23 protein-coding genes are annotated in these 22582 nt (G+C 69.1%); 4 read left to right on the top strand and 19 right to left on the bottom strand.

Annotated features, from left to right (window positions below):
• Window positions 1-10: 10 nt before the first annotated feature.
• Complete coding sequence (locus tag LMI96_RS15325; protein WP_223723364.1) at window positions 11-955, bottom strand: FKBP-type peptidyl-prolyl cis-trans isomerase; 945 nt, start codon at window positions 953-955, stop codon at window positions 11-13.
• 121 nt (window positions 956-1076) lie between these two features.
• Between LMI96_RS15325 and LMI96_RS15320 the strand changes: the two genes are divergently transcribed.
• Window positions 1077-1901 carry a lysophospholipid acyltransferase family protein gene (locus tag LMI96_RS15320; protein WP_374197492.1) on the top strand — a complete coding sequence of 275 codons (825 nt, stop codon included), beginning with the start codon at window positions 1077-1079 and terminating at the stop codon, window positions 1899-1901.
• 48 nt (window positions 1902-1949) lie between these two features.
• Here the strand turns inward: LMI96_RS15320 and LMI96_RS15315 are convergent, their stop codons facing one another.
• Window positions 1950-2423, bottom strand: a complete 474-nt coding sequence (locus LMI96_RS15315) for an OsmC family protein (RefSeq protein ID WP_223723363.1) — start codon at window positions 2421-2423, stop codon at window positions 1950-1952.
• Window positions 2424-2495: 72 nt separating this feature from the next.
• On the opposite strand from LMI96_RS15315, the gene LMI96_RS15310 reads away from it, so the two are divergent.
• Window positions 2496-3482: an asparaginase gene (locus LMI96_RS15310; protein WP_223723362.1), complete on the top strand. Its 987-nt coding sequence runs from the start codon at window positions 2496-2498 to the stop codon at window positions 3480-3482.
• 82 nt (window positions 3483-3564) lie between these two features.
• Here the strand turns inward: LMI96_RS15310 and LMI96_RS15305 are convergent, their stop codons facing one another.
• The 17 genes from LMI96_RS15305 to prmC form a co-directional block, all read right to left on the bottom strand.
• Window positions 3565-5106, bottom strand: a complete 1542-nt coding sequence (locus LMI96_RS15305) for an APC family permease (RefSeq protein WP_228362101.1) — start codon at window positions 5104-5106, stop codon at window positions 3565-3567.
• Between the two features lie 62 nt (window positions 5107-5168).
• Complete coding sequence (locus LMI96_RS15300) at window positions 5169-8006, bottom strand: FtsK/SpoIIIE domain-containing protein (RefSeq protein WP_228362100.1); 2838 nt, start codon at window positions 8004-8006, stop codon at window positions 5169-5171.
• A 91-nt stretch (window positions 8007-8097) separates the two neighbouring features.
• Window positions 8098-8868: a PP2C family serine/threonine-protein phosphatase gene (locus LMI96_RS15295; RefSeq protein ID WP_228362099.1), complete on the bottom strand. Its 771-nt coding sequence runs from the start codon at window positions 8866-8868 to the stop codon at window positions 8098-8100.
• A 154-nt stretch (window positions 8869-9022) separates the two neighbouring features.
• Entirely contained in the window at window positions 9023-9745 is a 723-nt protein-coding gene (locus LMI96_RS15290) for a large exoprotein (protein ID WP_228362098.1), read from the bottom strand.
• Window positions 9746-9844: 99 nt separating this feature from the next.
• Window positions 9845-10606, bottom strand: coding sequence for a YaaA family protein (locus tag LMI96_RS15285; protein WP_228362097.1), 762 nt, complete (start codon window positions 10604-10606; stop codon window positions 9845-9847).
• Window positions 10607-10681: 75 nt separating this feature from the next.
• Window positions 10682-10942, bottom strand: coding sequence for a F0F1 ATP synthase subunit epsilon (locus tag LMI96_RS15280; RefSeq protein ID WP_223723356.1), 261 nt, complete (start codon window positions 10940-10942; stop codon window positions 10682-10684).
• 2 nt (window positions 10943-10944) lie between these two features.
• Window positions 10945-12402, bottom strand: coding sequence for a F0F1 ATP synthase subunit beta (gene atpD, locus LMI96_RS15275; RefSeq protein WP_223723355.1), 1458 nt, complete (start codon window positions 12400-12402; stop codon window positions 10945-10947).
• A gap of 16 nt (window positions 12403-12418) precedes the next feature.
• A complete protein-coding gene (locus tag LMI96_RS15270; RefSeq protein WP_223723354.1) occupies window positions 12419-13318 on the bottom strand; it encodes a F0F1 ATP synthase subunit gamma in 900 nt (299 codons plus the stop codon).
• Between the two features lie 19 nt (window positions 13319-13337).
• Window positions 13338-14978 (bottom strand): F0F1 ATP synthase subunit alpha, encoded by a 1641-nt coding sequence (gene atpA / locus LMI96_RS15265; protein WP_223723353.1) that lies wholly within the window; start codon window positions 14976-14978, stop codon window positions 13338-13340.
• Between the two features lie 76 nt (window positions 14979-15054).
• Entirely contained in the window at window positions 15055-15846 is a 792-nt protein-coding gene (locus tag LMI96_RS15260) for a F0F1 ATP synthase subunit delta (RefSeq protein ID WP_223723352.1), read from the bottom strand.
• On the bottom strand, window positions 15846-16403 hold the full coding sequence (locus tag LMI96_RS15255; protein ID WP_223723351.1) for a F0F1 ATP synthase subunit B: 558 nt from the start codon (window positions 16401-16403) through the stop codon (window positions 15846-15848). Before LMI96_RS15255 ends, LMI96_RS15260 begins: the two co-directional genes overlap by 1 nt.
• Window positions 16404-16429: 26 nt before the next feature.
• Window positions 16430-16666 carry a F0F1 ATP synthase subunit C gene (atpE, locus tag LMI96_RS15250; protein WP_077050257.1) on the bottom strand — a complete coding sequence of 79 codons (237 nt, stop codon included), beginning with the start codon at window positions 16664-16666 and terminating at the stop codon, window positions 16430-16432.
• 41 nt (window positions 16667-16707) lie between these two features.
• Window positions 16708-17520 carry a F0F1 ATP synthase subunit A gene (gene atpB, locus LMI96_RS15245; protein ID WP_223723350.1) on the bottom strand — a complete coding sequence of 271 codons (813 nt, stop codon included), beginning with the start codon at window positions 17518-17520 and terminating at the stop codon, window positions 16708-16710.
• A 102-nt stretch (window positions 17521-17622) separates the two neighbouring features.
• Complete coding sequence (locus LMI96_RS15240) at window positions 17623-18129, bottom strand: hypothetical protein (protein ID WP_228362096.1); 507 nt, start codon at window positions 18127-18129, stop codon at window positions 17623-17625.
• On the bottom strand, window positions 18126-19328 hold the full coding sequence (locus LMI96_RS15235) for an MraY family glycosyltransferase (protein ID WP_228362095.1): 1203 nt from the start codon (window positions 19326-19328) through the stop codon (window positions 18126-18128). Before LMI96_RS15235 ends, LMI96_RS15240 begins: the two co-directional genes overlap by 4 nt.
• Window positions 19325-20023, bottom strand: a complete 699-nt coding sequence (locus LMI96_RS15230) for an L-threonylcarbamoyladenylate synthase (RefSeq protein WP_223723347.1) — start codon at window positions 20021-20023, stop codon at window positions 19325-19327. Before LMI96_RS15230 ends, LMI96_RS15235 begins: the two co-directional genes overlap by 4 nt.
• A 39-nt stretch (window positions 20024-20062) precedes the next feature.
• On the bottom strand, window positions 20063-20959 hold the full coding sequence (prmC, locus tag LMI96_RS15225; RefSeq protein ID WP_228362094.1) for a peptide chain release factor N(5)-glutamine methyltransferase: 897 nt from the start codon (window positions 20957-20959) through the stop codon (window positions 20063-20065).
• 104 nt (window positions 20960-21063) lie between these two features.
• Between prmC and cysK the strand changes: the two genes are divergently transcribed.
• Window positions 21064-22002, top strand: coding sequence for a cysteine synthase A (gene cysK, locus LMI96_RS15220; RefSeq protein ID WP_223723345.1), 939 nt, complete (start codon window positions 21064-21066; stop codon window positions 22000-22002).
• Window positions 22002-22580 (top strand): serine O-acetyltransferase EpsC, encoded by a 579-nt coding sequence (gene epsC / locus LMI96_RS15215; protein ID WP_228362093.1) that lies wholly within the window; start codon window positions 22002-22004, stop codon window positions 22578-22580. Before cysK ends, epsC begins: the two co-directional genes overlap by 1 nt.
• Window positions 22581-22582 lie beyond the last annotated feature (2 nt).

The raw sequence follows: 22582 nt of genomic DNA, 5'->3' as shown, positions 1-22582 counted from the left end.
GTCTCCCGCGTCAGCCGGCGATCGGGTGCTGCGTGGCGAGGATGTCGACGACGAACACGAGCGTCTCGTTCTGCAGCTCGTTGCCCTCGGCGGATCCGTAGCCGAATGCCGGAGGAACGACGACGACGACCTGCGAGCCGACGGTCTGGCCCTCGAGCGCCTGCCGGAAACCGTCGACGACCTGCGTCGTCTGGAACGAGACGGGGGCACCGTTCTGCCAGCTCGAGTCGAACACGGAGCCGTCCGACCACTTCACGCCGGTGTACTGCACGAGCACGGTGTCGCCCGTGAGGACCTCCGCGCCGTCGCCCTTCTTCAGAGTCTCGATCTGCACGTCGGTGGGGGCATCCGCATCCGGCACGGTGATCGTCGGGGCGCCGTCATCATCGAGCGCCACTTCGGGGAAGCCCGCGGTGGGGGCCTGGTCCTCGCCCCACGCGGCGGTCGGGGTGATGCTCAACAGGTCGATGACGTAGACCGCGGCCGCGCTCTGGTCGCTGGCCGGGAACGTCGCGGCGACGCGCGTGCCGATCGGGGCGCAGCCCAGCACCTGGCCGAGCACCGACCCCGCCGTGATCTGCTGCGGGAGGATCTGCTCGCTCTGGTACCCGGCGGCGTCTACCTGCGCGCCCGTCGACACGTCGTAGGCCGTGACGGCGTAGTTGATGTAGTCGCCGGAGGCGATCGCGGGGCCCGTGCCCTCGGTGATGACCGTGCTCTCGAGGTCGGTGACATCCAGCGGCGAGGTGAACGAGACGGTCGGCGCCTGGCCGACCTCTCCCGAGACCTGGATCGAGTCGGATGCGGCGCCCCCGCCCACGGCGACGTCGCAGAGGTCCGCAGCGGCGCTGGTCGGCGTCGGGGTGGCCGAGTCGCCTCCGGACGACGAGCAGCCGGCGAGCGCGAGCAGCGACACGGCGGTGACGGACAGGACGACGAGCGGGCGGACGCGCACGGATGACCTCAATCGATCGGGACGGGGTTGTGCCCATCATCGCGCATCGGCGTGGGTTCCGCCTGGGAGCGCGGCCTGCACGACCTATGCGCGGCGGGTTCCGCGGCCCGCGCACCACCCCATGCGCGGGTGGGAATGCGATCAGGAGTATCCTCTTGCGGTGCCTTCCGCGGAGAGTTCCGAGCCCGAGACGTCCGCCGATCCCGACGAGACCGAGGCTGTCGCCGACGTCGGAATGACCTATCTGCTCGGCCGCTATGTACTCGCGCCGCTCGCGCGCGCCGCCTACCGTCCCCGCATCGAGGGCCGTGCGAACGTCCCGCGGACGGGCGGCGTGATCTTCGCGAGCAACCACCTGTCGTTCATCGATTCCTTCGTCATCCCGATGTCGTCGCCCCGCCACGTCCAGTTCCTCGCGAAATCCAGCTACTTCGACGGCACGGGCCTGCGCGGCTGGTTGTCTCGGGAGTTCTTCACCGCGGTCGGAGCGAGCCCCGTCCAGCGTGGGGCCGGCCAGGCCGCTCTCGATGCGCTCGCGCAGCAGCGCCGCATGCTCGAGGCCGGCAAGGGCATCGCGCTCTACCCCGAGGGCACGCGCTCGCTCGACGGCCGGCTCTACAAGGGGCGCACGGGTGTCGCCTTCCTCGCACTCCAGTCGGGGGTGCCCGTCGTGCCGGTCGGCCTCATCAACACGAACGAGGCCATGCCGGTGGGCGCCAAGTTCCCGCGGGTACGACCGCGCATCACCGTCCGGTTCGGTGCGCCGCTGGATCTGTCACCGCATGGCCCGGCGACGTCGGGACGCGCGAGACGGCTGGCCACCGACGAGATCATGGCGGCGATCCACGCGCTCTCCGAGCAGGAACTGGCCGGGGTCTACAACGAGGTTCCCGCCCAGACCCCGATCGACCGCATCCGGCAGGTTCTTCCGCACGAACGGATGTGACCGTACGGGCGGATCTTCGCCATGCCTCCGAGTGCGGCGGGATCCGCGTCAGTCGGCCGCGGTCACCACGGCGTCGTGCCGAACCGGGAAGTTCACCGAGTTCGCGATGAAGCACCATTCGTGCGCCTGCTTGTGGGCCGCACGCGCCGCCTCCACCATGCTCTCCTCGGCCACGACGACCCGCGGATGCAGCAGCACGTCGGCGAAGCGGCCGGAACCCGCGCCGTCCTCGATCATGGTTCCTTCGGCGTCGTCCTCGTAGGAGACCACGACGACGCCCGCCGTCACGCACGCGTGCAGGTACGAGAGCAGGTGGCACTCGGAGAGCGCCGCGAGCAGCATGTCCTCCGGGTTCCATCGTTCCGCGTTGCCCCGGAAGGGCTTGTCGCTCGAGGCGAGCACATCGGGCTTGCCGTCCACAGACAGGGTCACGTCGCGGTCGTAGTCGCGGTACCCGCTGGTTCCCGACCCTCGGTTACCGGTCCAGGCCGCACGCAGACGGTAGTGATGCTCGCCGTTCATGACCTCAGTCTGACATCGCTCGCGCCTCCGACGCGCCGGGAACGGTGCGAGCGGCGGGGATAGGCTGGACGGATGCCGCAGACGTTCCCCGTGACCGCCGCCGTCGAACTCGCCGTGGTCGAACGCAGCGGGTTCATCGAGTCCCGCCACAGCGGCTCGGCGGTCGTCCTCTCCCCCGACGGCGGATCGACGACATTCGGCGACCCGGCCGCCCTGATCCTTCCGCGCTCGACGCTCAAGCCTCTCCAGGCTCTCGCGTGTCTGACCGCCGGTGCCGTGCTCGAGGGCGAGCGGCTCGGTCTGGCGACCGCGAGCCACACCGGCACCGACCGGCACGTCGCGGTCGTCCGCAGCATCCTCGAGGACGCCGGCGCCACAGAAGACGACCTCGGCTGCCCGGTCGCCTGGCCGACCGACACCGCAACCCGCGACGAGATGGTGCGCGATCACGCGGCACCGGCCCGGGTGCGCATGAACTGCTCGGGCAAACACGCCGCGATGCTGCTCGCGTGCCGCGCCGGCGGGTGGGACATCGCGGGGTACCTCGACCCGGCGCATCCGCTCCAGGCGCACATCCGGGAGGTCGTCGAGCGGCTCACGGGCGAGAAACCCACGACTTACGCGGTCGACGGATGCGGAGCCCCCGTCCCCGCGGTCAGCCTCATCGCGCTCGCCCGCGCCCTGCAGCGCATGGGCACGTCGTCGGAGCGGTCGCCGTTCGCCCTGCACCGGCACGCGGCCACCCTCATCGGCGCGGTCCGCGCGCATCCGTGGACGATCGACGGCCCGGGTCGCCCCGACACCGTCGTGATCGAACGCACCGGCGTGTTCGCGAAGACCGGCGCCGAGGGTGTGCTCGTGATGATCGCGCCGGACGGCACGACCGTGGCACTCAAGATGCTCGACGGAAGCTCCCGTGCGGCGAGCGCCGTGGGCCTTCGTCTCCTGGAGCGCGCCGGCGCCGTGTCGTCGTCGGATGCGGAGAAGGCGATCGGCGACCTTTCGCTCGCCCTGCACGGCGGCGCCGCCGTGGTCGGCAGCATCCGCCCCACCGTCTGACCCGGCCCGGCCCGCGCGAGGCGGTGCGCATCCTGCGACCCGGAGAACGGGCGGCTCGGAGTGCGCCGAGCCGCCCGTTCTCTCAGATGCCGCCGTCGACCGAGCGGGTGTAGACGCCCTCGTCGGGCACGAGCACCTCGGTGTCTCGGTTGAGGCTCTCGCCGCGGAAGAACCGCTTCGAGTTCGGGAACGCGAACCAGAGGAGCATGAGCAGGACGCCGACGGCGAGCGAACCGATGCCGAGGACGAAGGTGCCGCCGATTCCGAACAGCACCGTGTACCCGTAATCCACATCCCACATGTCGATCGCCGACTGGATGAACGCGTAGGCGAGCATCAGCCCACCGAGCAACGGCAGCAGGCCGCGCGTCAGGAAGCTCGAGAACCCCCGGGTGAAGAGTTCTCGGCGGAAATACCAGACGCAAGCGAACCCGGTGATGGCGTAGTAGAACGCGATCGCGAGACCGAGCGACAGGATCGAGTCCTGCAGGATGTTGTCGCTGATCAGGGTCATTCCGATGTAGTACAGGCTTGCGACCACACCCATCACGAGCGTCGAGAACGACGGCGTCTTGTAGACCGGGTGGACGGTGCGAAAACGCAGGGGCAGCGCCCGATAGGCCGCCATCGACAGCGTTCCGCGCGCGGTGGGCAGGATCGTGGTCTGCGTCGAGGAGACCGCGGAGATCAGCACCGAGACGACGAGTACCCAACCGAACGGCCCGAGGAGCCCGTCCTTCACGGCGAGGAAGAAGTCGTCGGCGATCGCCTCGTTCCCGAGCCCCGTGCCGCTCTCCCCCAGGCCCGCGTACATCATCGCCGCGACCGTCACTCCGACGTAGGTCACCAGCAGGATGACGGTCGTCAGCAGCGCCGCGCGGCCAGGGGTGTGGCGCGGGTCCTTCGTCTCTTCGTTGAGGGCGAGGCAGGTGTCCCAGCCCCAGTAGATGAACAGGGCGAGCAGGACCGCCTCGGTGAATCCGTGCCAGTCGGTGAATCCGAGCGGGTTGAACCACGCCCAGTCGAACGCGGTCGGGTCGGGGGCGGTGCCGTCGAAGTACTTCCAGAGCGCGACGATGACGAACAGGGCGAGCGCCCCGTACTGCACGGCGAGGAGCACGTTCTGGATCTTCTCGCCGATCTCGACACCGCGCCAGCTGATCCAGGTCATGGCCGCGATGAAGGCGACTCCGGTGCCGGTGACGAGGGGCACGTTCTCCGCGAGGGAGCCGTCGCCGAACAGCGACCAGAAGTAGATTCCGGCGACCTGCGCGAGGTTGGCGAGCACGACCATTCCCGCGACCGCCACACCCCAGCCGCCCATCCAGCCGACCCAGGGGCCGAACGCCTTGGTGCCCCAGGTGAACGTGGTGCCGCAGTCGGGAACCTCACGGTTCAGCTCACGGTAGGCGAAGGCGATGAAGAGCATCGGCACGAAGGCGACGACGAAGGCGATGGGGGCCTGCGCGCCGACCGCGAGCACCACGAAACCCAGCGTCGCGACGAGCGAGTACACGGGGGCGGTAGAGGCGAGGCCGATGACGGTGGATCCCCAGAGGCCGAGCGTCCCTGCAGCGAGCCCCTTCCCTTCGGATCGTTGAAGGTTGATCGGAGTGGTAGTCATCTGGGCACGATATGGCTCCGCCGAAGAACGGGTCAAGCGACAGGTTGTCGTCTGGAAACGTGTCACGCGACACGTTGTCGCAGGGGATGCTCCTGCCCGGGGAGTACCGTGCGCGCCGGGGGTTCGCCGTCGCGCAGGAGCCACGCACGGCCCCGGCCCGGGGCGCAGTACGGCGGCAGGATGCGGTCGCCGGTGAGCAGTCGATACTCGACCAGGCAGGCCGCGTCGACGACGAGTTCTCCCCGCGCGCGCACGGTCTGCAGCATCCGCCAGGCGCGTTGCCACTGCTCGGGCTCACCGAGGATCACGACGGGACGATCGGCCGTGTCGATGCGTCGCGTGAGCGCGTCGTGGTCGTCTCCGGCGTGGAGCACGTCGACGCCGTCCGCCGCGAGGGCCGCGGCCAGTCGGCGAGCCCCGCCGCCCGCCCGCATCACGAGTCCCGACAGGTCCTCGCCCGGCCGCCAGGGCTCGGGCACCGCGATCGCCGGCGGCGGGATGCGCTCGGCGCTCGCGATCTGCACGGTGCGTCCGTCGAGTTGCGCGCGCCCCGGGGGCAGGGCGGGATCGTAGGCCGCCGGATCGGCGCCCGCCGCCGCGTGTTCCACGCGCGTCGGAACACGCAGCACCGCACGTCGCGGCAGGAGCTCGGCGATGCGGGCGACCGGGCCCGCGAGTCGCGCCGTCGACAGGATGACCCGGCAGCCGAGCGATCGTGCGCTGCGGCACAGCTGCTCGACCATGGTCGCGACCGCGATCGCGTAGTCGGGCGGGAAAGAGGCGAGGGCGACGTCGAGATCGTCGGCGACCAGGAGCGTGTCCGGAGCCGGGCCCCGGTCGGTCAGCTCGCAGAGCAGATCCCACAACGGCTCGGGGTCGACCGGGAGTCGGACGACGCGAGCGGGGTCGATCTGGGCGGAGATCGCCGCCAGCGCGGTCGACTTACCGGTCCCGGGCCCGCCGATGACGGCCAGACCGGCGTCTCCTTCGTGAAGTCGCACCGGATGATGGCGTTGACGATCCGGCTCGTCGGCAAGACCGATCACCGGCTCCGCCGTCGTCTCGCCCGCGGGACGCAGGTCATCGAGCGACAGATGCGGCGGCAGCGCCGGCTGCCACGGGCGACGCGGGCGCGGCTCAGCCGCCCGGTCGTGCTGGATCCGCGAGATGTCCGCGGGCCGAGTGCGCACGATCCGCACGAGCGTCGGGGCGGCGTCAGCCGCACGACGGATCAGCGCGAGGCCGCGCGCTCCGGGATCACCGGGAAGCGCGGCCGCGGCATCCGAGCCGAGCACGAACGTGCTGTCGGCGCCGTCGACGACGCGCAGGCTGATGCGCAGCGGGCAGTTCGCCATCAGCGCCTCGCGGGCGACGCCCGTCGCGCGCTGCGTACCGAGGATGAGATGCATGCCCAGAGCGCGCCCCCGGGCGGCGACGTCTGCGAAGACCGCGCCGAGCTCCCGGTGACCGTCGAGGAGTGCGGCCAGCTCGTCGACGACGATGACCAGGCGGGGCAGATCCACAGCGGGGTCGAGGATGTCGCGCGCACCCGCACGAGCGATGATCTCCTCCCTGTGCCTGATCTCGGCACGCAGGCTGTCGAGCGCCCGCGAGGCGCCCGCGCCGTCCAGATCGGTGAGCACGCCCGTCACGTGCGGCACCTCGGCGAGGACGTCGAAGGCCGTGCCGCCCTTGAAGTCGGCGAGGAGGAAGACCACGTCTCGCGTCGAACGGGTGGCGCACAGTCGCGCGACCCAGCTCACGAGCAGCTCGCTCTTGCCGGCACCCGTCATGCCGGTCACGATCGCGTGCGGCCCGTCCGCGACGAGGTCGATCGCGACCGGCCCCGTGCCGTCGTGCCCGATCATGACGCGCAGGTCCGGTCGCTCCCCCGCGGGCGCTGCCGGCCCCTCGTCCAGGTCTTCGAACGCGACCGCATCCGGAACCCGATCGACGCCGCCGATGGTGTCCGCGCGTTCCGCGAGTGCCCCGGCGATCCGGGCGGCCTGCGCCTGCCCGAGTCCCTCGGTCCGCACCGCGATCGACCGCCCGGCGTAGTCCAGTCGCGCGGTCTCGATGCCATCGAGCGTGAGCACCGCTCCGCAGTGCGGAGGCGGAACAGCGCCCGGCGGCACCACCACGATGGCGGGGTCGCCCGCACGTCGCACCGCCGCATCCCGGGTATCGAGGTGGCACGCCGTGGCTGCCGGCGCGCGGTGCGGCAACGATGCCGCCCACGCCGGCGAACGGGCGGGGTTCAGCTGCATCCGGCCGGGCGGGCGCGTGCAGCACAGCTGGATGACGAGAGCGCGGGCGACGGCCTCGGCGAACACGGGAGGCCCGACGATGGCGACCCCCACGTGATCCGGGATCAGCACGGGCGCATCCGGCACGTGCGCCGCCCGCGCCCGCAGCGCTTGCACGACCTCATCGTCGTCGCCCTCGACCCGCACGGCGCTCTCGACCGGCCCCCGCCCGACGCGGAGCACCCCCTCCCTCGCCGGCACCACGCGCCAGATCTCGTGGGGAGCCCCGAGGTAGCCGACGACATCCGGATGCTGCGCCGCCATCGCGTCGCGCTCCTGCGCGTGACGACGATCGATCTCGGTCTCGATGCGCGTCCGGGCGCGCGCGCGATCACGGTCGGCGTCCCGACGGTCACGCCGCTGCGCACGGCGTCCGTCGAGCGCCGCGGCTCCGGCGATGACCGGGCCGAGGACGGCGAACCACAGGACGAACAGCGAGCCGGTGACCGCCCAGAGCCCCGCTGCTCCGAGCACCGGCACGAGCGAGGCGATCCACGGAATGGACGTGCGACGAACCGGGCCGGATGCGGGCGGCATGACGAGCGCGGGTGCGGGATGTGCGCGCGGCATACTCGCCGGAGGAACGATGAACACCGCTCCAGTCAATCCTTCGTGCCGCCGCGGTGTCGCGAGGAACGACCGACTGTGGACGCGCCGACCTGATCAGCGCCCTGGGGAGGAGCGGTCAGTCCTGGCGCGACACATTCAGCACGATGATCGTGACGTTGTCGCGGCCGCCGTTCTCGAGGGCGGCGTCCATCATGGCTTCCGCGGCGTCGCCCGGGTCTGCGTGCTCGCGCAGGAAATGCGCGATGCCGTAGTCGGTGAGCTCCTTGGTCAAGCCGTCCGAGCAGATCACGAAACGATCGGCATCGACGACCTCGAGCCGTACGTAATCGGGGCGCACGCTGTCGCTCGGTCCGACGGCACGGGTGATCACGTTGCCGTAGGGATGGTGTTCGGCCTCTTCCGGGCTCAATCGGCCGGCGGCGATCAGTTCTTGGACGACCGAGTGGTCGGTCGTGACCTGCACCAGTGTGTCGTCGCGGAGAAGGTAGACGCGAGAGTCGCCGATGTTGAGGCTGACCCAGTGCGGCTCCGGTCCGGTCGTATCGAGGTAGACCCCGGTCACGGTCGTACCCGTTCCGTCGTCCGTGGCTTCCGGGTGGGAGGCGATGTCTTTCACCGCGCGCGAGAGCGCCTTCTCGATCGTCTTCGGTGTGACGCTTCCCGCGGCCACGATGGCACCCAGCCGGGCGACGGTGTTGCCGCTGGCGATCTCACCGCCGATGTGTCCGCCCATACCGTCGGCGACGACGTAGAGCGGATAGTCCGCGAACAGGGCGTCCTGGTTGATCTCGCGGCGCTTTCCGACGTCGGTCACGGCCGCCCAAGTGAGATCGATCGAGCCCTGTGCCAGCGAAACGCTGTGCAGCCGGGTCGCTGCGTGCGGCACGCGGTGTCCTTCCGGTTGCGAGCGAACACCGGGCGCGAGGGCACCGCGGCGTCCTCACATCTTAACGGGAACCCCGACAACCGGACCGTGAGCGACCCGCCCCCTCTACGCACGAGAGCCCTCACCGTCGGTGAGGGCTCTCGTGCGGTTCGGATCAGACGCGGGGGGCGTCCGGGTCCTGCGGTGCGGGCGGCACGGGGCCGGCCGGAGGTGCGGGCGGAACGGTGCCGGCCGGAGGAGCGGGCGGGAACGTGCCCGCGGGGGGTGCCGGCGGAACGGTGCCGACGGGCGGCGCGTAGCCGCCCGGTGCGGGCTGGTAGCCAGGAGCCGGAGCGGCGTGACCGGGGGCGACGCCGGCGGAGGGCTGCACGGGGATGCCGTCCCAGACCGTCTTGTCGGCGAGGAAGCTGTTGGCCCACGGCGCGGGAGCGATCGCGGGGTTCCAGCGGTCCTTCGCGAAGGCGAGGATGCCGTACCAGATGTAGACACCGATGCCGAGGATCCAGAGCAGCAGGTAGTACCACTCCTTGTTGAGCTTCGCGCCCACGCGCCACGAGATCATCACCATAGCGGCGAGAGGCAGCAGGGCGAAGATGAAGCCCAGGACGGGGATGTTGCCGAGGATGCCGCCGGCGACGATCGTGCCGAGGAAGACCCAGGGCGAGAAGTCACCGAGCTTGGCGAAGACCAGGCTGTTGTAGACGGGCACCCAGGCACGCCACTTGCCCTGCACGCCCGCCTTTTCGAAGATCTTCATCAGGAAGAACGAGCTGATGACATAGCCGATGAGGGCGATGAAGAGGAAGATCGGGATCAGGATGAGAAAGAGCGCGGCGGCGGCTGCCGCGCTGCCCGAGTCGTCGTAGTACAGATGCATGGAAGCTTCCTGTCTCGAGGCCGAGTCCGGCCGGTCCGACGAGCACCTTGCTCGCGCCCTTCATCGTAGCGACAGGGTGACGAGTTTCCCAGCAATCGTTCAGGGTGCGCGTGGCGCCTCGAAGAGCAACCACTCCCCCGGGGTTTCCTCGACCCGATGCCCCCGCCCGCGCAGCCACTCGAGCAGCTCTCCGAGACTGCCCGGAGCCGGTTGCTCGTCCGCCAGCTCCCGCACGAGTGCGCCCTTGGCGTGCTTGTTGAAGTGGTTCAGCGCGCGGGTCGTGCCACCCGGGCCGTCCGCGACGACACGGACGAAGACGGAGGGAACCCCCGGGGGCACGGGCCCGAGACCGACATAGGCCTCCGAACGCAGGTCGACGATGAACGGCGGACCGACCTCGGCGAGAGCGGCGGTGACCGCATCCGCCCACAGTCGGCGGAGGGGCGGGAGTCCCGGAACGGATGCCGACGCCCCGAGGCGGTAGGCCGGCAGCGGATCGAGGGCGCCGACGGGCCCGAAGGGCGCGGAATGGATGAGCACGTGATCACCGAGCCAGCGACGAGCCTCCGCTCCTCGCGTCGGCGCCGAGAGCGCGTCGTAGAGCACGCCGGTGTAACGATCGACGGCCGGCATCGTCGGGGCGCCCCGCAGTGCCGCGTTCACCTCGATCTCGCCGCGCTGCTTCGGACCGAGCTTCAGTACTCGCGCGGCCACCTCGGGGTCTGCCGACAGGGCGACGAGCGCATCACGCGCCTGCGCGCGCCGAGCATCCAGTGCCGGAAGCGCAAGACGTCCGGCGGCCCACGGCGCCCCGGTCCCTCCCGGCCGCTTGGTCTCGGACGGGGGAAGAAGCAGCAGCATCCGGGTTCTCTTGCCCCCGGGACGGAAAAGGCGCGCGCCGCCCGTCGAAACGAGCGGCGCGCGCCGAAAGGTGGTTCAGGAGACGAGTGTCGCGTTTCCGGCGACGACCGTCACCACGTCGTGCTCGACGGAGACGAAGCCGTCCTGCGCGTCCGCGATGACCTTGTTCCCCGAGGTCTCGGTGATGCGCACCTGACCTGCGGCGAGGATCGCGAGCACGGGCTCGTGACCGACCATGAAGCCGATCTCGCCCTCGACGGTCTTGGCCACCACGAGCGATGCTTCGCCCGACCAGACCTCCGCGTCCGCGGAGACGACGCTGACCTTGAGCGGCATGATCAGCCGTTCTCCTTCTGGATCTGAGCCCACTTGGCCTCGACGTCGGCGATACCACCGACGTTGAAGAACGCCTGCTCGGCGACGTGGTCGAACTCGCCCTTGACGATGGCGTCGAACGACTCGATGGTCTCCTTGATCGGAACCGTGGAGCCCTCGACACCGGTGAACTTCTTCGCCATGTACGTGTTCTGCGAGAGGAACTGCTGGATGCGGCGTGCCCGGGAGACGACGATCTTGTCTTCTTCGGACAGTTCGTCGACACCGAGGATCGCGATGATCTCCTGGAGTTCCTTGTTCTTCTGCAGGATCTGCTTCACCGCGGTGGCGACCCGGTAGTGGTCTTCACCGATGTAACGCGGGTCGAGGATGCGGCTGGTCGAGGTCAGCGGGTCGACGGCCGGGTAGAGGCCCTTCGACGCGATCTCGCGCGAGAGCTCGGTCGTCGCGTCGAGGTGCGCGAAGGTCGTCGCCGGAGCCGGGTCGGTGTAGTCGTCGGCCGGGACGTAGATCGCCTGCAGTGAGGTGATCGAGTGACCGCGCGTCGAGGTGATGCGTTCCTGGAGCACACCCATCTCGTCGGCGAGGTTCGGCTGGTATCCCACCGCGGACGGCATGCGACCGAGCAGCGTCGAGACCTCGGAGCCGGCCTGCGTGAAGCGGAAGATGTTGTCGATGAACAACAGCACGTCCTGCTTCTGCACGTCACGGAAGTACTCCGCCATCGTCAGGGCCGACAGGGCGACGCGCAGACGCGTTCCCGGCGGCTCGTCCATCTGGCCGAACACGAGGGCGGTCTTCTCGAAGACGCCCGCCTCTTCCATCTCGTGGATGAGGTCGTTGCCCTCACGCGTGCGCTCGCCCACACCGGCGAACACCGACACACCACCGTGGTCCTGCGCAACGCGCTGGATCATCTCCTGGATGAGGACGGTCTTACCGACGCCGGCGCCGCCGAACAGGCCGATCTTCCCGCCGAGCACGTACGGCGTCAGCAGGTCGATGACCTTGATGCCGGTCTCGAACATCTGCGTCTTCGACTCGAGCTGATCGAAGTTCGGAGCCTTGCGGTGGATGCCCCAGCGCTCGGTGATCTCGGCCTGCTCGCCGGGAGCGGCGTTCAGGACCTCGCCGAGCACGTTGAAGACCTTGCCCTTGGTGACGTCGCCGACGGGAACCGTGATGGGGCCGCCGGTGTCGCGCACCTCCTGGCCGCGGACGAGACCGTCCGTCGGCTTCAGGGCGATCGCGCGAACGAGGTCGTCGCCGAGGTGCTGGGCGACCTCGAGGGTGAGCTCGCTGGACTCCGCGCCGGGGATGGCGACGGTGGTCTTCAGCGCGTTGTAGATGTCGGGGATGGCGTCGTGGGGGAACTCGATGTCGACGACGGGGCCGGTCACGCGCGCGATGCGCCCGACGACGACGGTCTCCGTCTTCTCGGCCGTGGCGGGGATGGTCATGTCTCTTCCTCGTTTTCTACTTGCCGGACGCCAGGGCGTCGGCGCCGCCGACGATCTCGGCGATCTGCTGCGTGATCTCCGCCTGGCGTGCGTTGTTGCGCAGGCGGGTGTAGTCGGTGATGAGCTTGTCGGCGTTGTCGCTGGCCGACTTCATCGCCTTCTGCGTCGCGGCGTGCTTGGCCGCCGACGACTGCAGGAGAGCGTTGAAGACGCGGCTCTGGATGTACACCGGCAGGAGCGCGTCGAGCACGGTCGCGGGATCGGGCTCGAACTCGTACAGCGGGTACACCGCCGAATCGGTCGAACTCTCGGCCGCCTCGACGACCTCCAGCGGAAGCAGTCGCACCGTCTCGGGCGTCTGCGTCATCATGCTGACGAAGCGGTTGAAGACGAGGTGGATCTCATCCACGCCGCCACCGTCGCCGCCGCGCGTGAACGCGTCGAGCAGGGTGTCGGCGATCTCCTCGGCCGTCGAGAAGTGCGGCGTATCGGTGTCGCCCGTCCACTCGGCGGCGGCCGCCATCCGACGGAACTGGAAGTATCCGACGGCCTTGCGCCCGACCAGGTAGAAGACGGGCTCGCGGCCGAGGCTGCGCACCAGCTCTGCCTGCTCGACTCCCGCACGCAGAACCTGCGAGTTGAACGCGCCCGCGAGTCCGCGGTCGGAGGAGAAGATGACCACAGCGGAACGACGGATCGTCTCCGGCTCCCGCGTGAGCGGGTGGTCGACGTTCGAGTAGGTCGCGACGGCCGACACGGCACCCGTCACGGCTCGCGCGAAGGGAGAGGACGCGCGCACGCGCGCCATCGCCTTCTGGATGCGCGAAGCCGCGATGAGCTCCATCGCCTTCGTGATCTTCTTAGTGGTCTGCGCAGAAGCGATCTTCTGCTTGTAGACCCGGAGTTGAGCGCCCATGATTTAGATCCTCAGGCGCTCAGCCGCGACGACCCTTGACGATCTTCTCCTGGTTGACGTCCGCAGCATCCGCCGCGTCGTGCTGTTCGCTGCCCGGTGCGTCGATGGCGACGCCATCGCCCGAGCGGAACTCCAGAATGAATGCGTCAGTGGCCTTCTCGAGCTCCGCGACGGTGTCGTCGTCGAGCACGTTGGTGGCACGCAGCGTGTCGAGCACCTGCGTGTTACGACGCAGGTAGTCGAGCAGGTCGCGCTCGAAACGGAGGACGTCCTCGACCGGGATCGAGTCCAGCTTGCCCTTGGTACCGGCCCAGATCGAGACGACCTGCTCCTCGACGGGGTACGGCGAGTACTGCGGCTGCTTGAGCAGTTCGGTCAGGCGTGCACCGCGATCCAGCTGACGGCGCGAGGCCGCATCCAGGTCGGAGGCGAACATCGCGAACGCCTCGAGCGAGCGGTACTGGGCGAGCTCGAGCTTGAGCGTTCCGGAGACCTTCTTGATCGACTTCACCTGCGCGTCGCCACCCACGCGAGACACCGAGATGCCCACGTCGACGGCGGGACGCTGGTTCGCGTTGAACAGGTCGGACTGCAGGAAGATCTGGCCATCGGTGATCGAGATCACGTTGGTCGGAATGTACGCCGAGACGTCGTTGGCCTTCGTCTCGATGATCGGCAGACCCGTCATCGAACCCGCGCCGAGCTCGTCGGACAGCTTCGCGCAACGCTCCAGCAGACGGGAGTGCAGGTAGAAGACGTCACCCGGGTACGCCTCGCGGCCCGGCGGGCGGCGGAGGAGGAGCGACACGGCACGGTAGGCCTCGGCCTGCTTCGACAGGTCATCGAAGATGATCAGGACGTGCTTGCCGCCGTACATCCAGTGCTGGCCGATCGCGGAGCCGGTGTAGGGCGCGAGGTACTTGAAGCCGGCGGGGTCGGATGCGGGGGCCGCGACGATGGTCGTGTACGCCATCGCGCCGGCGTCCTCGAGGGCGCCCTTGACCGAAGCGATCGTGGAGCCCTTCTGGCCGATCGCGACGTAGATGCAGCGCACCTGCTTGTCGACGTCGCCGGACTCCCAGTTCGCCTTCTGGTTGATGATCGTGTCGATCGCGATCGCCGTCTTGCCGGTCTGGCGGTCGCCGATGATCAGCTGGCGCTGGCCACGGCCGACCGGGATCATCGCGTCGATGGCCTTGATGCCGGTCTGCAGGGGCTCGTGCACGCTCTTGCGCTGCATGACGCCGGGCGCCTGGAGCTCGAGCGCACGACGACCCTCGGCCTCGATCGGGCCGAGGCCGTCGATCGGGGTTCCGAGCGGGTCGACCACGCGACCGAGGAAGCCGTCGCCGACGGGCGTGGAGAGCACCTCACCGGTACGGGAGACGGGCTGTCCGGCCTCGATGCCGGCGAACTCGCCGAGGACGACGACACCGATCTCGTGCTCGTCGAGGTTCTGCGCCAGGCCGAGCGTGCCGTCCTTGAACGTCAGCAACTCGTTCGCCATCACGCCGGGCAGTCCCTCGACGTGGGCGATGCCGTCTGCCGCGTCGACGACGGTGCCGACCTCGGCTGCCGCAGCCCCGGTGGGCTCGTACGCCGCGACGAAGTCCTTCAGGGCGTCACGGATGACGTCGGGGCTGATGGAGATGTCTGCCATTGTCTTCCTTCGGTTCATGGGGCCTCGGCCCCGAAGTCTCCGCCGTGCCGTCGGGCGACGGGCGGGAAGTCTGTAATCAGCCGGCGAGACGCTGGCGGAGGTCGGCGAGCCTCGCGGAGATGCTCGCGTCGATGACGTCGTCCGCGATCTGCACGCGCAGTCCGCCCACGATCGTCGGGTCGATGACGGTGTTCAGCGAGATCTCGCTGCCGTAACGCTGGGCGAGCGCGCTCTTCAGGCGATCGATCTGCGCACCGTCGAGCGGCTTAGCCGTGATGACCGTCGCGACCGTGCGCGAACGCTGGTCGGCAACGATCGACATGGCGCGGGTCAGCAGCTGACGGACCCGGCGGTCCCGAAGATCGCGCACGATCGAGGAGACGACGAGAATCGCCGCGTCGCTCGCGCGTCCGGCGAGCAGGGTGGTGACCAGCGAGCCCTTCGCCGACTCATCGCCCAGCCGACTGCCGAGCGCGAGTTCGAGCTCGTGGTTGTCGGCGATGGTGCGCGAGAACCGGAAGAGTTCACCCTCGAGGTCGACATCGGCGGCGGCGACCGAGGCGGCGCGCAGGGCGAGCTCCTCGATGCCGTCGATCATGTCGGACGCCGACGACCACCGCTCGGCGGTGACCGCCGAGAGCAGCGCCACGCTCGTCGAGGAGAGCACGGGGCCGAATACGGCCGCCACGACCTGCGCGCGCGCCGTCGACGGCGCCGCGGCATCCGCGAGCGCCGACGACAGGTGCAGCGAGCCGCTGACCGCGCGAGCGGCCTGGAAGAGCTCGCTCGCGACGGTCAGATCGACACCGGATGCGGCATTGAGCGCCGCAGTCGTCGCGCCGAGTGCGTGCGTGGTCGCACTGCCCATTACTTGGTCGCCTTCTCGGAGGCTTCGAGGTCGGCCAGGAACCGGTCGACGACACCCTGAGCGGTCGCGTCGTCGTTCAGCTTCTCGCCGATGACTCCGCCGGCGAGGTCGAGGGCCAGAGTGCCCACCTCGCTCCGCAGCGACACCAGAGCGGTCTGACGCTCGGCCTCGATCTGGGTGTGCGCCTGCGCGGTGATGCGAGCGGCTTCGGCCGCGGCCGCATCCTTCGCTTCGCCGACGATCTTCTTGCCGTCCTCACGGGCGGCCTCACGGATCTCACCGGCTTCCTTGCGGGCCTCGGAAAGCTGCGCCGTATACTCCTCGAGCGCGGCCTCAGCCTGTCGCTGTGCTTCATCCGCCTTCGCGATGTTGCCCTCGATGGCCGCAGCGCGCTCGTCGAGCAGCTTCTGCATCCGGGGCAGCACGACGCGCCAGAAGACGAACAGGATGACGACGAAGCACACCGCCGACCAGACGATGTCGTACACAGCGGGGATGAGCGGGCTCGGGGCCGTTTCTTCCTCCGCGTGCGCGAGAGTGACAAGAGCGTTCAGCATCCTGTCTCCTTACTGGTTGCGTCTGATTAGAAGCCGAAGATGAAGCCGGTGGCGATACCGATGAAGGCGAGCGCCTCGGTGAAGGCGATACCGATGAACATCAGCACCTGAAGGCGGCCGGCGAGCTCGGGCTGACGAGCAACACCCTCGATCGTCTTGCCGACGACGATGCCCACGCCGATGGCGGGGCCGATGGCGGCGAGGCCGTAGCCGACGGTCGCGATCGAGCCGGTCACCTGGGCGAGAACCGTAGTTGCGTCCACGGGGGTTTTCCTTTCGTAGTGGGCGGCGGATGCCGTCCCGATCAGTGCTCTTCCGCCACCGCGAGCTGGATGTAGACCGCGGTAAGGATGGCGAAGACGTATGCCTGGAGGAAGGCCACCAGGAGTTCGAAGAGGGTGAAGACGAAGCCGAACGCGAGCGTTCCGGCCCCGAGGGCCGTCCAGAGTCCGCCCATCGAGAAGATGAAGAACTGCGTGGCGGCGAAGAACAGCACCAGCATGAGGTGCCCGACGATCATGTTCATCAGCAGACGCAGCGTCAGAGTGACGGGGCGGATGATGAAGGTCGAGAGGAACTCGAGCGGGATGATGATGATGTAGAGCGGCCACGGCACGCCCGACGGCATCAGCGAGTTCTTGAAGAAGGCACCCGGGTTCTTCTTGATGCCGGCGTAGATGAAGGTGACGTACGCGACGACCGCCAGCAGCAACGGAACCGCGATGACGCTCGTTCCGGCGATGTTCAGGAACGGGATGATGCCCGTCACGTTCATGAACAGGATCATGAAGAACAGCGTCGTGAGGATCGGCAGGAAGCGGTTGCCGTCCTTGCGCCCCAGCAGGTCGTGCGCGATGTTGACGCGGACGAAGTCCAGACCCATCTCGATGACGCTCTGGAAGCGGGTCGGCACGAGTCGCATGCGACGCGTTCCCACCACGAAGAGGATGATCAGTGCCGCCGCAGCGAGCATCTGGATGAGGTTGATTCGCGTGATCGCGAATGGACTGCCCTCGAACAGGAGAGCGTCGGGGAAGAACTCCCAGATGGACGGAGCGTGGAACTCGTCCGAGGACTCGGCGTTGGCGATCAGTGTCGCAGCGTGACTAAACAGCACAGGCTCCAGCTTCGGGGCATCGGTGTGGACCGTTGCGACGATGGTCGGTTTTCACCGCACGCTGGCACTCAGGCGCTCGCGGTCGGGTGCGGGACAACACTATCAAACTCCTGAGGCTGCGTCGCCCGCCTCCGGGTTCGGAGTGCGCCGCTCCCCCTCTTCGACGTCGGTGGGGAGCCTCGTGTCGCTGACGTTGGGCAGCCGCATCCGCATCATCACGACGACGTCGATCACGAGCGAGGCGACCACGCTGACGACGAGCGCCAGCAGGAACACCATCGGAACGATCCAGGACTGACCCCGGAGCAGCACGAGAGCGACGATGAACAGGACCAGCTTCAGAATCCAGCCGCCGAGCACGATGCCGAAGAAGATCGGCACGTACAGCTCATCGCCGAACCAGCGATTGGCGATCAGGATGCTGGCGGCCGTGATGCCAAGGAAGATCGCCGCCACCAGCACTCCCGACAGTGCACTCCACAGCCCGGGGGTGCCCGCCGTCAGGAACCCGACGATCCCACCGATCACGACGAGCGCCGCCGTCATCACTCCCGACCACACCAGGGCGGTGCGCAGGATCGGGGTACTGGACACGGTGGGGGTCGTCATGGGGTCTCCTGCGGTGAGGGGCCGTCGGCGGCCGGAGCGGCGGCCGGAGGGACTCCGGCCGGAGCGGATGCGGGGAGGCGTCGGCGCGCCGGCAGCAGCGTGACGACGAGACAGGCCGAGACGCCCACCACGCCGAAGGCGACGCCGATCCAGTACTGGCCGAACCAGTCCTCACGGGTCGCGATGTACATGAGAAGCACCGCGATGCCGATCACGGCGGTCCACGCGTAGAAGATGAGCACCGCGGCACGGTCGCTGTGGCCCATGTCGAGCATCCGGTGATGGAGGTGCTTCCGATCGGGCGAGAACGGGGACTTGCCCGCGCGCATCCGTCGGAGGACCGCCGAGCCGAAGTCGAGGAGCGGCAGAGTGACGACCGCGATCGGCAGCAGGATCGGGATGAACGCGCCGAGCAGCTGCGAGCGGCCGAACTGCTCGGGGTCGAGGGTTGCGGGGTTCAGCTGGCCGGTGATCGCGATGGCGGACGTCGCCATCAGCAGGCCCAGCATGAGCGCCCCCGAATCGCCCATGAACATCTTCGCGCGGTTCCAGTTGAACGGGAGGAACCCGGCGCAGGCCCCGACCAGCACGACCGCGATGAACGAGGCCAGGTTGAAGTACGTGCTGGAGCCGATGTCGCGGGTGAGGACGTAGGAGTAGACGAAGAAGATCCCGTTCGAGATCAGACAGACGCCCGCGACCAGGCCGTCCAGACCGTCGATGAAGTTGACGGCGTTCATCACGACGACGATCGCGAACACCGTGAGCACGAAGCTCATGGCGCTCGACCCGATCGTCAGCCCGCCGATCGGCAGCGCGTAGATCTGCATCTCGCCGAACCACGCGATGATGCCGGCGGCGAGGAACTGCGCGCCGAGCTTGATCATCCAGTCGAGGTCCCAGAGGTCATCGGCGATACCGACCAGCACGATCAGGAGCGTCGCCCCGAGGATCGAGAGGACGGGCATCGGATCGGCCCAGAAAATGGAGAAGAACGGATTCTGCGACGAGATCGCGAAGGCCGCCAGTACGCCGAGGAACATCGCGATTCCGCCGAGTCGCGGCGTCGGACGCGTGTGCACATCGCGATCGCGGATCGGCGGATGCAGCTCGTACCGGATGGCGATCCGCCACACGGCCCACGACAGACCGAAAGTGACGAGCGCCGTGACGGCGGTGATCAGCAGGTACTGCTTCACGCGGGACCGTCCGCGCCCGCGCTTTCGTCGTGTTCCGGTTCGAGGACGTCTCCGAGCACGCGGTGGAGTTCGTCGTAGGAGATGATGCCGCGGCGGAGCAGGCGCACGCGCCCCTCTCCCCCGTGCGCGATGGCGGTGGCGTCGATGATCGTGGACGGCACGCCGTTCGCGCTGGAACCGCCGTCGAGGTACACCTGCACGCTGTCACCCAGCATGTCGCGGGCGGAATACGCGTCGACCGCCGCGGGCTGGCCCGTGAGGTTGGCGCTCGAGACCGCGAGCGGACCCGTCTCTTCCAGGAGCTCGAGGGCGAGGCGGTGGGCCGGCATCCGCACAGCGACCGTGCCGCGCGTCTCGCCGAGGTCCCAGGAGAGGGACTGCTGCGCCGGGAGCACGATGGTGAGTCCTCCGGGCCAGGCGGACTCGATCAGCCGTTCGATGGGTGCCGGCACGTCGCTGACGAGCGCACGGACCGTCGTCAGTCCCGCGACCAGCACCGGTGGCGGCTGCTGCCGACCGCGGCCCTTCGCCGCGAGGAGTGCGGCGACGGCGGAGGGGTTGAAGGCGTCGGCGGCGACGCCGTAGACCGTGTCGGTGGGCATGACGATGAGCTCGCCACGGCCGATCGCGTGGCGCGCCTGACGCATGCCGGCGAGCAGCTGTGCCTCGTCCTGGCAGTCGAAGAATGTGGACATGACCGGGTCAGTCTACGCGGAGGAGAGCTCCGGCTCCCCTCACGCCCGCAGCGCGGTCGTGGCGCGGTCGCGCATCGTCAGGTCGGGATGGGTCGCCGCGGCGAGCCATCCCGCCGCGGTGAGCACACCGCGCACCGACGGTCCCTGCAGTTCGCCGTGCTCGATCACGATCGTGCCGCCCGGGTGCACCAGTCGGCGGCCGACCTCCGCGAGCACGCGCACGACATCGAGGCCATCGGCCCCGCCGTACAGCGCGTGCGGCGGATCGTAGCGACGCACCTCGGGATCGCGCGGCACGGCCGCATCCGGAACATACGGGGGGTTCGACACGAGCACAGAGACGGTCCCGTCGAGCTCGGGGAACGCGTCGGCGAGGTCGATGAAGGCCAGCCGCGCGTTGTCGGCGCCGACCCGCGCGAAGTTCTCCTTCGTCCAGACGAAGGCGTTGACCGAGTTCTCGGCGGCGTGCACCCGCGCGTGCGGCACTTCGGTCGCCAGCGCCAGGGCGATCGCGCCCGAACCCGTGCCGAGATCGACCGCGACGGGAGCAGGGGAGGCGCTGGCCCGGAGGGCGTCGATCGCGATCTGCGCGACCATCTCGGTCTCGGGGCGGGGGACGAAGACACCCGGGCCCACGGCGAGCGAGAGGTGACGGAAGTACGCGACACCGGTCAGGTGCTGGAGCGGCTCCCGCGCCGCGCGGCGGGCCGCGAGGTCGGCCAGGCGACCATCCAGGTCGGCGTCGAGCACGTCGCCACGAATCGCGGCGGCCTGCACTTCTCCGCGCCCGGCGCCGAGCAGGTGCCCGAGCAGCAGCTCCGCATCCACCTGCGGATCGACGATGCCCGCGCGCGCGAACAGCGCGACGGTCTCGGCGAGTGCGGACGAGAGCGACCGCGTCCCGCCGGGGCAGGGGGAAAGAACGGATGCAGACATGGCTCCGTCCAGAATAGTCGCCCGGCCGTCACAGACGGCCCACTCCCCTGCCGCTCCCCTAGGCTGGCAGGGCTCGTACGCACGTTTCCGAAAGGCAGGCGCACATGCCCGGGATCCATTCCGACATCACTTCGGCGTTCGGCAATACGCCGCTCGTCCGACTCAATCGCATCGCCGCGGGCGTCGATGCCCAGATCCTCGCGAAGCTCGAGTTCTACAACCCGGTGTCGAGCGTCAAGGACCGCCTCGGCATCGCCATCGTCGATGCCGCGGAAGCCTCCGGGCAGCTGGCCGCCGGCGGCACGATCGTCGAATCCACCAGCGGCAACACCGGGATCGCGCTGGCGATGGTGGGTGCGGCACGCGGTTACCGCGTGATTCTCACGATGCCCGCCTCGATGTCGAAGGAGCGTCGGACGCTCCTCAAGGCGTTCGGCGCCGAGCTGGTGCTCACCGACCCGACCAAGGGCATGTCCTACGCCGTCGACGAGGCGAAGCGCATCGTCGCCGAGACCCCGGGCGCCGTGTGGGCCCGGCAGTTCGAGAACGAGGCGAATCCGGCCATCCACCGGGCGACGACCGCCGAGGAGATCCTGCGCGACACCGACGGCAAGGTCGACTACTTCGTCGCGGGCATCGGAACCGGCGGCACGATCACGGGTGTCGGCGAAGTGCTGAAGGAGAAGGTTCCGGGCGTCAAGATCGTCGCCGTCGAACCCGCCGACTCCCCCATCCTGACCAAGGGTCACCCCGGACCGCACAAGATCCAGGGCATCGGCCCGAACTTCGTGCCCGCGATCCTCAACCGCGACATCATCGACGAGGTCATCGACGTCGAGTTCGACGACGCGATCCGCGTGGCGCGCGAGACTGCCACCCAGGACGGGATCCTCGTCGGCATGTCGAGCGGCGCGGCGATCTGGGCGGCGCTGCAGATCGCGGCGCGTCCCGAGGCGGCCGGCAAGAACATCGTCGTGATCATCCCGTCGGCGGGCGAGCGCTATCTGTCGACGGCGCTCTACGAGCACCTCCGCGACGAGTGATGGCGATCCGGGCCGCCGCATCCCGCATCCGAGAAGACCTGGCGGCGGCGCGACTGCGTGATCCCGCCGCGCGCGGCTCGCTCGAGATCGCCCTGCTGTACCCGGGACTCCACGCGATCTGGGCGCACCGGGTGTGGCACGCGCTGTGGCGGCGCGGATTCCGGTTCGCGGCGCGGGCGGGCTCGCAGATCACGCGCTGGCTGACCGGCATCGAGATCCACCCCGGCGCGCAGATTGGTCGCCGATTCTTCATCGACCACGGGATGGGCGTCGTGATCGGCGAGACCGCCGAGGTCGGCGACGACGTCATGCTCTACCACGGGGTGACCCTCGGCGGACGTCAGCGCGAGGGCGGCAAACGCCACCCGACGCTCGGCGACGGCGTGGCCGTCGGTGCGGGCGCCAAGGTCCTCGGACCGATCCTCATCGGCGCGCACAGCGTGATCGGAGCGAATGCCGTCGTTACGAAGGATGCGGCGCCCGACAGCGTGCTCGTGGGTGTGCCCGCGAGATCGCGCCAGCGCCGTGCGGGCGAAGACACCCGCGCGCTGCTGATGGCGCCCGAGTACAGCATCTGACC

Origin of the sequence: Microbacterium sp. cx-59 (assembly GCF_020805625.1) — a bacterium.
Lineage (GTDB): Bacteria > Actinomycetota > Actinomycetes > Actinomycetales > Microbacteriaceae > Microbacterium.
The sequence above is the reverse complement of the archived record's forward strand: the minus strand, read 5'-3'. Positions and strand labels throughout refer to the sequence as shown.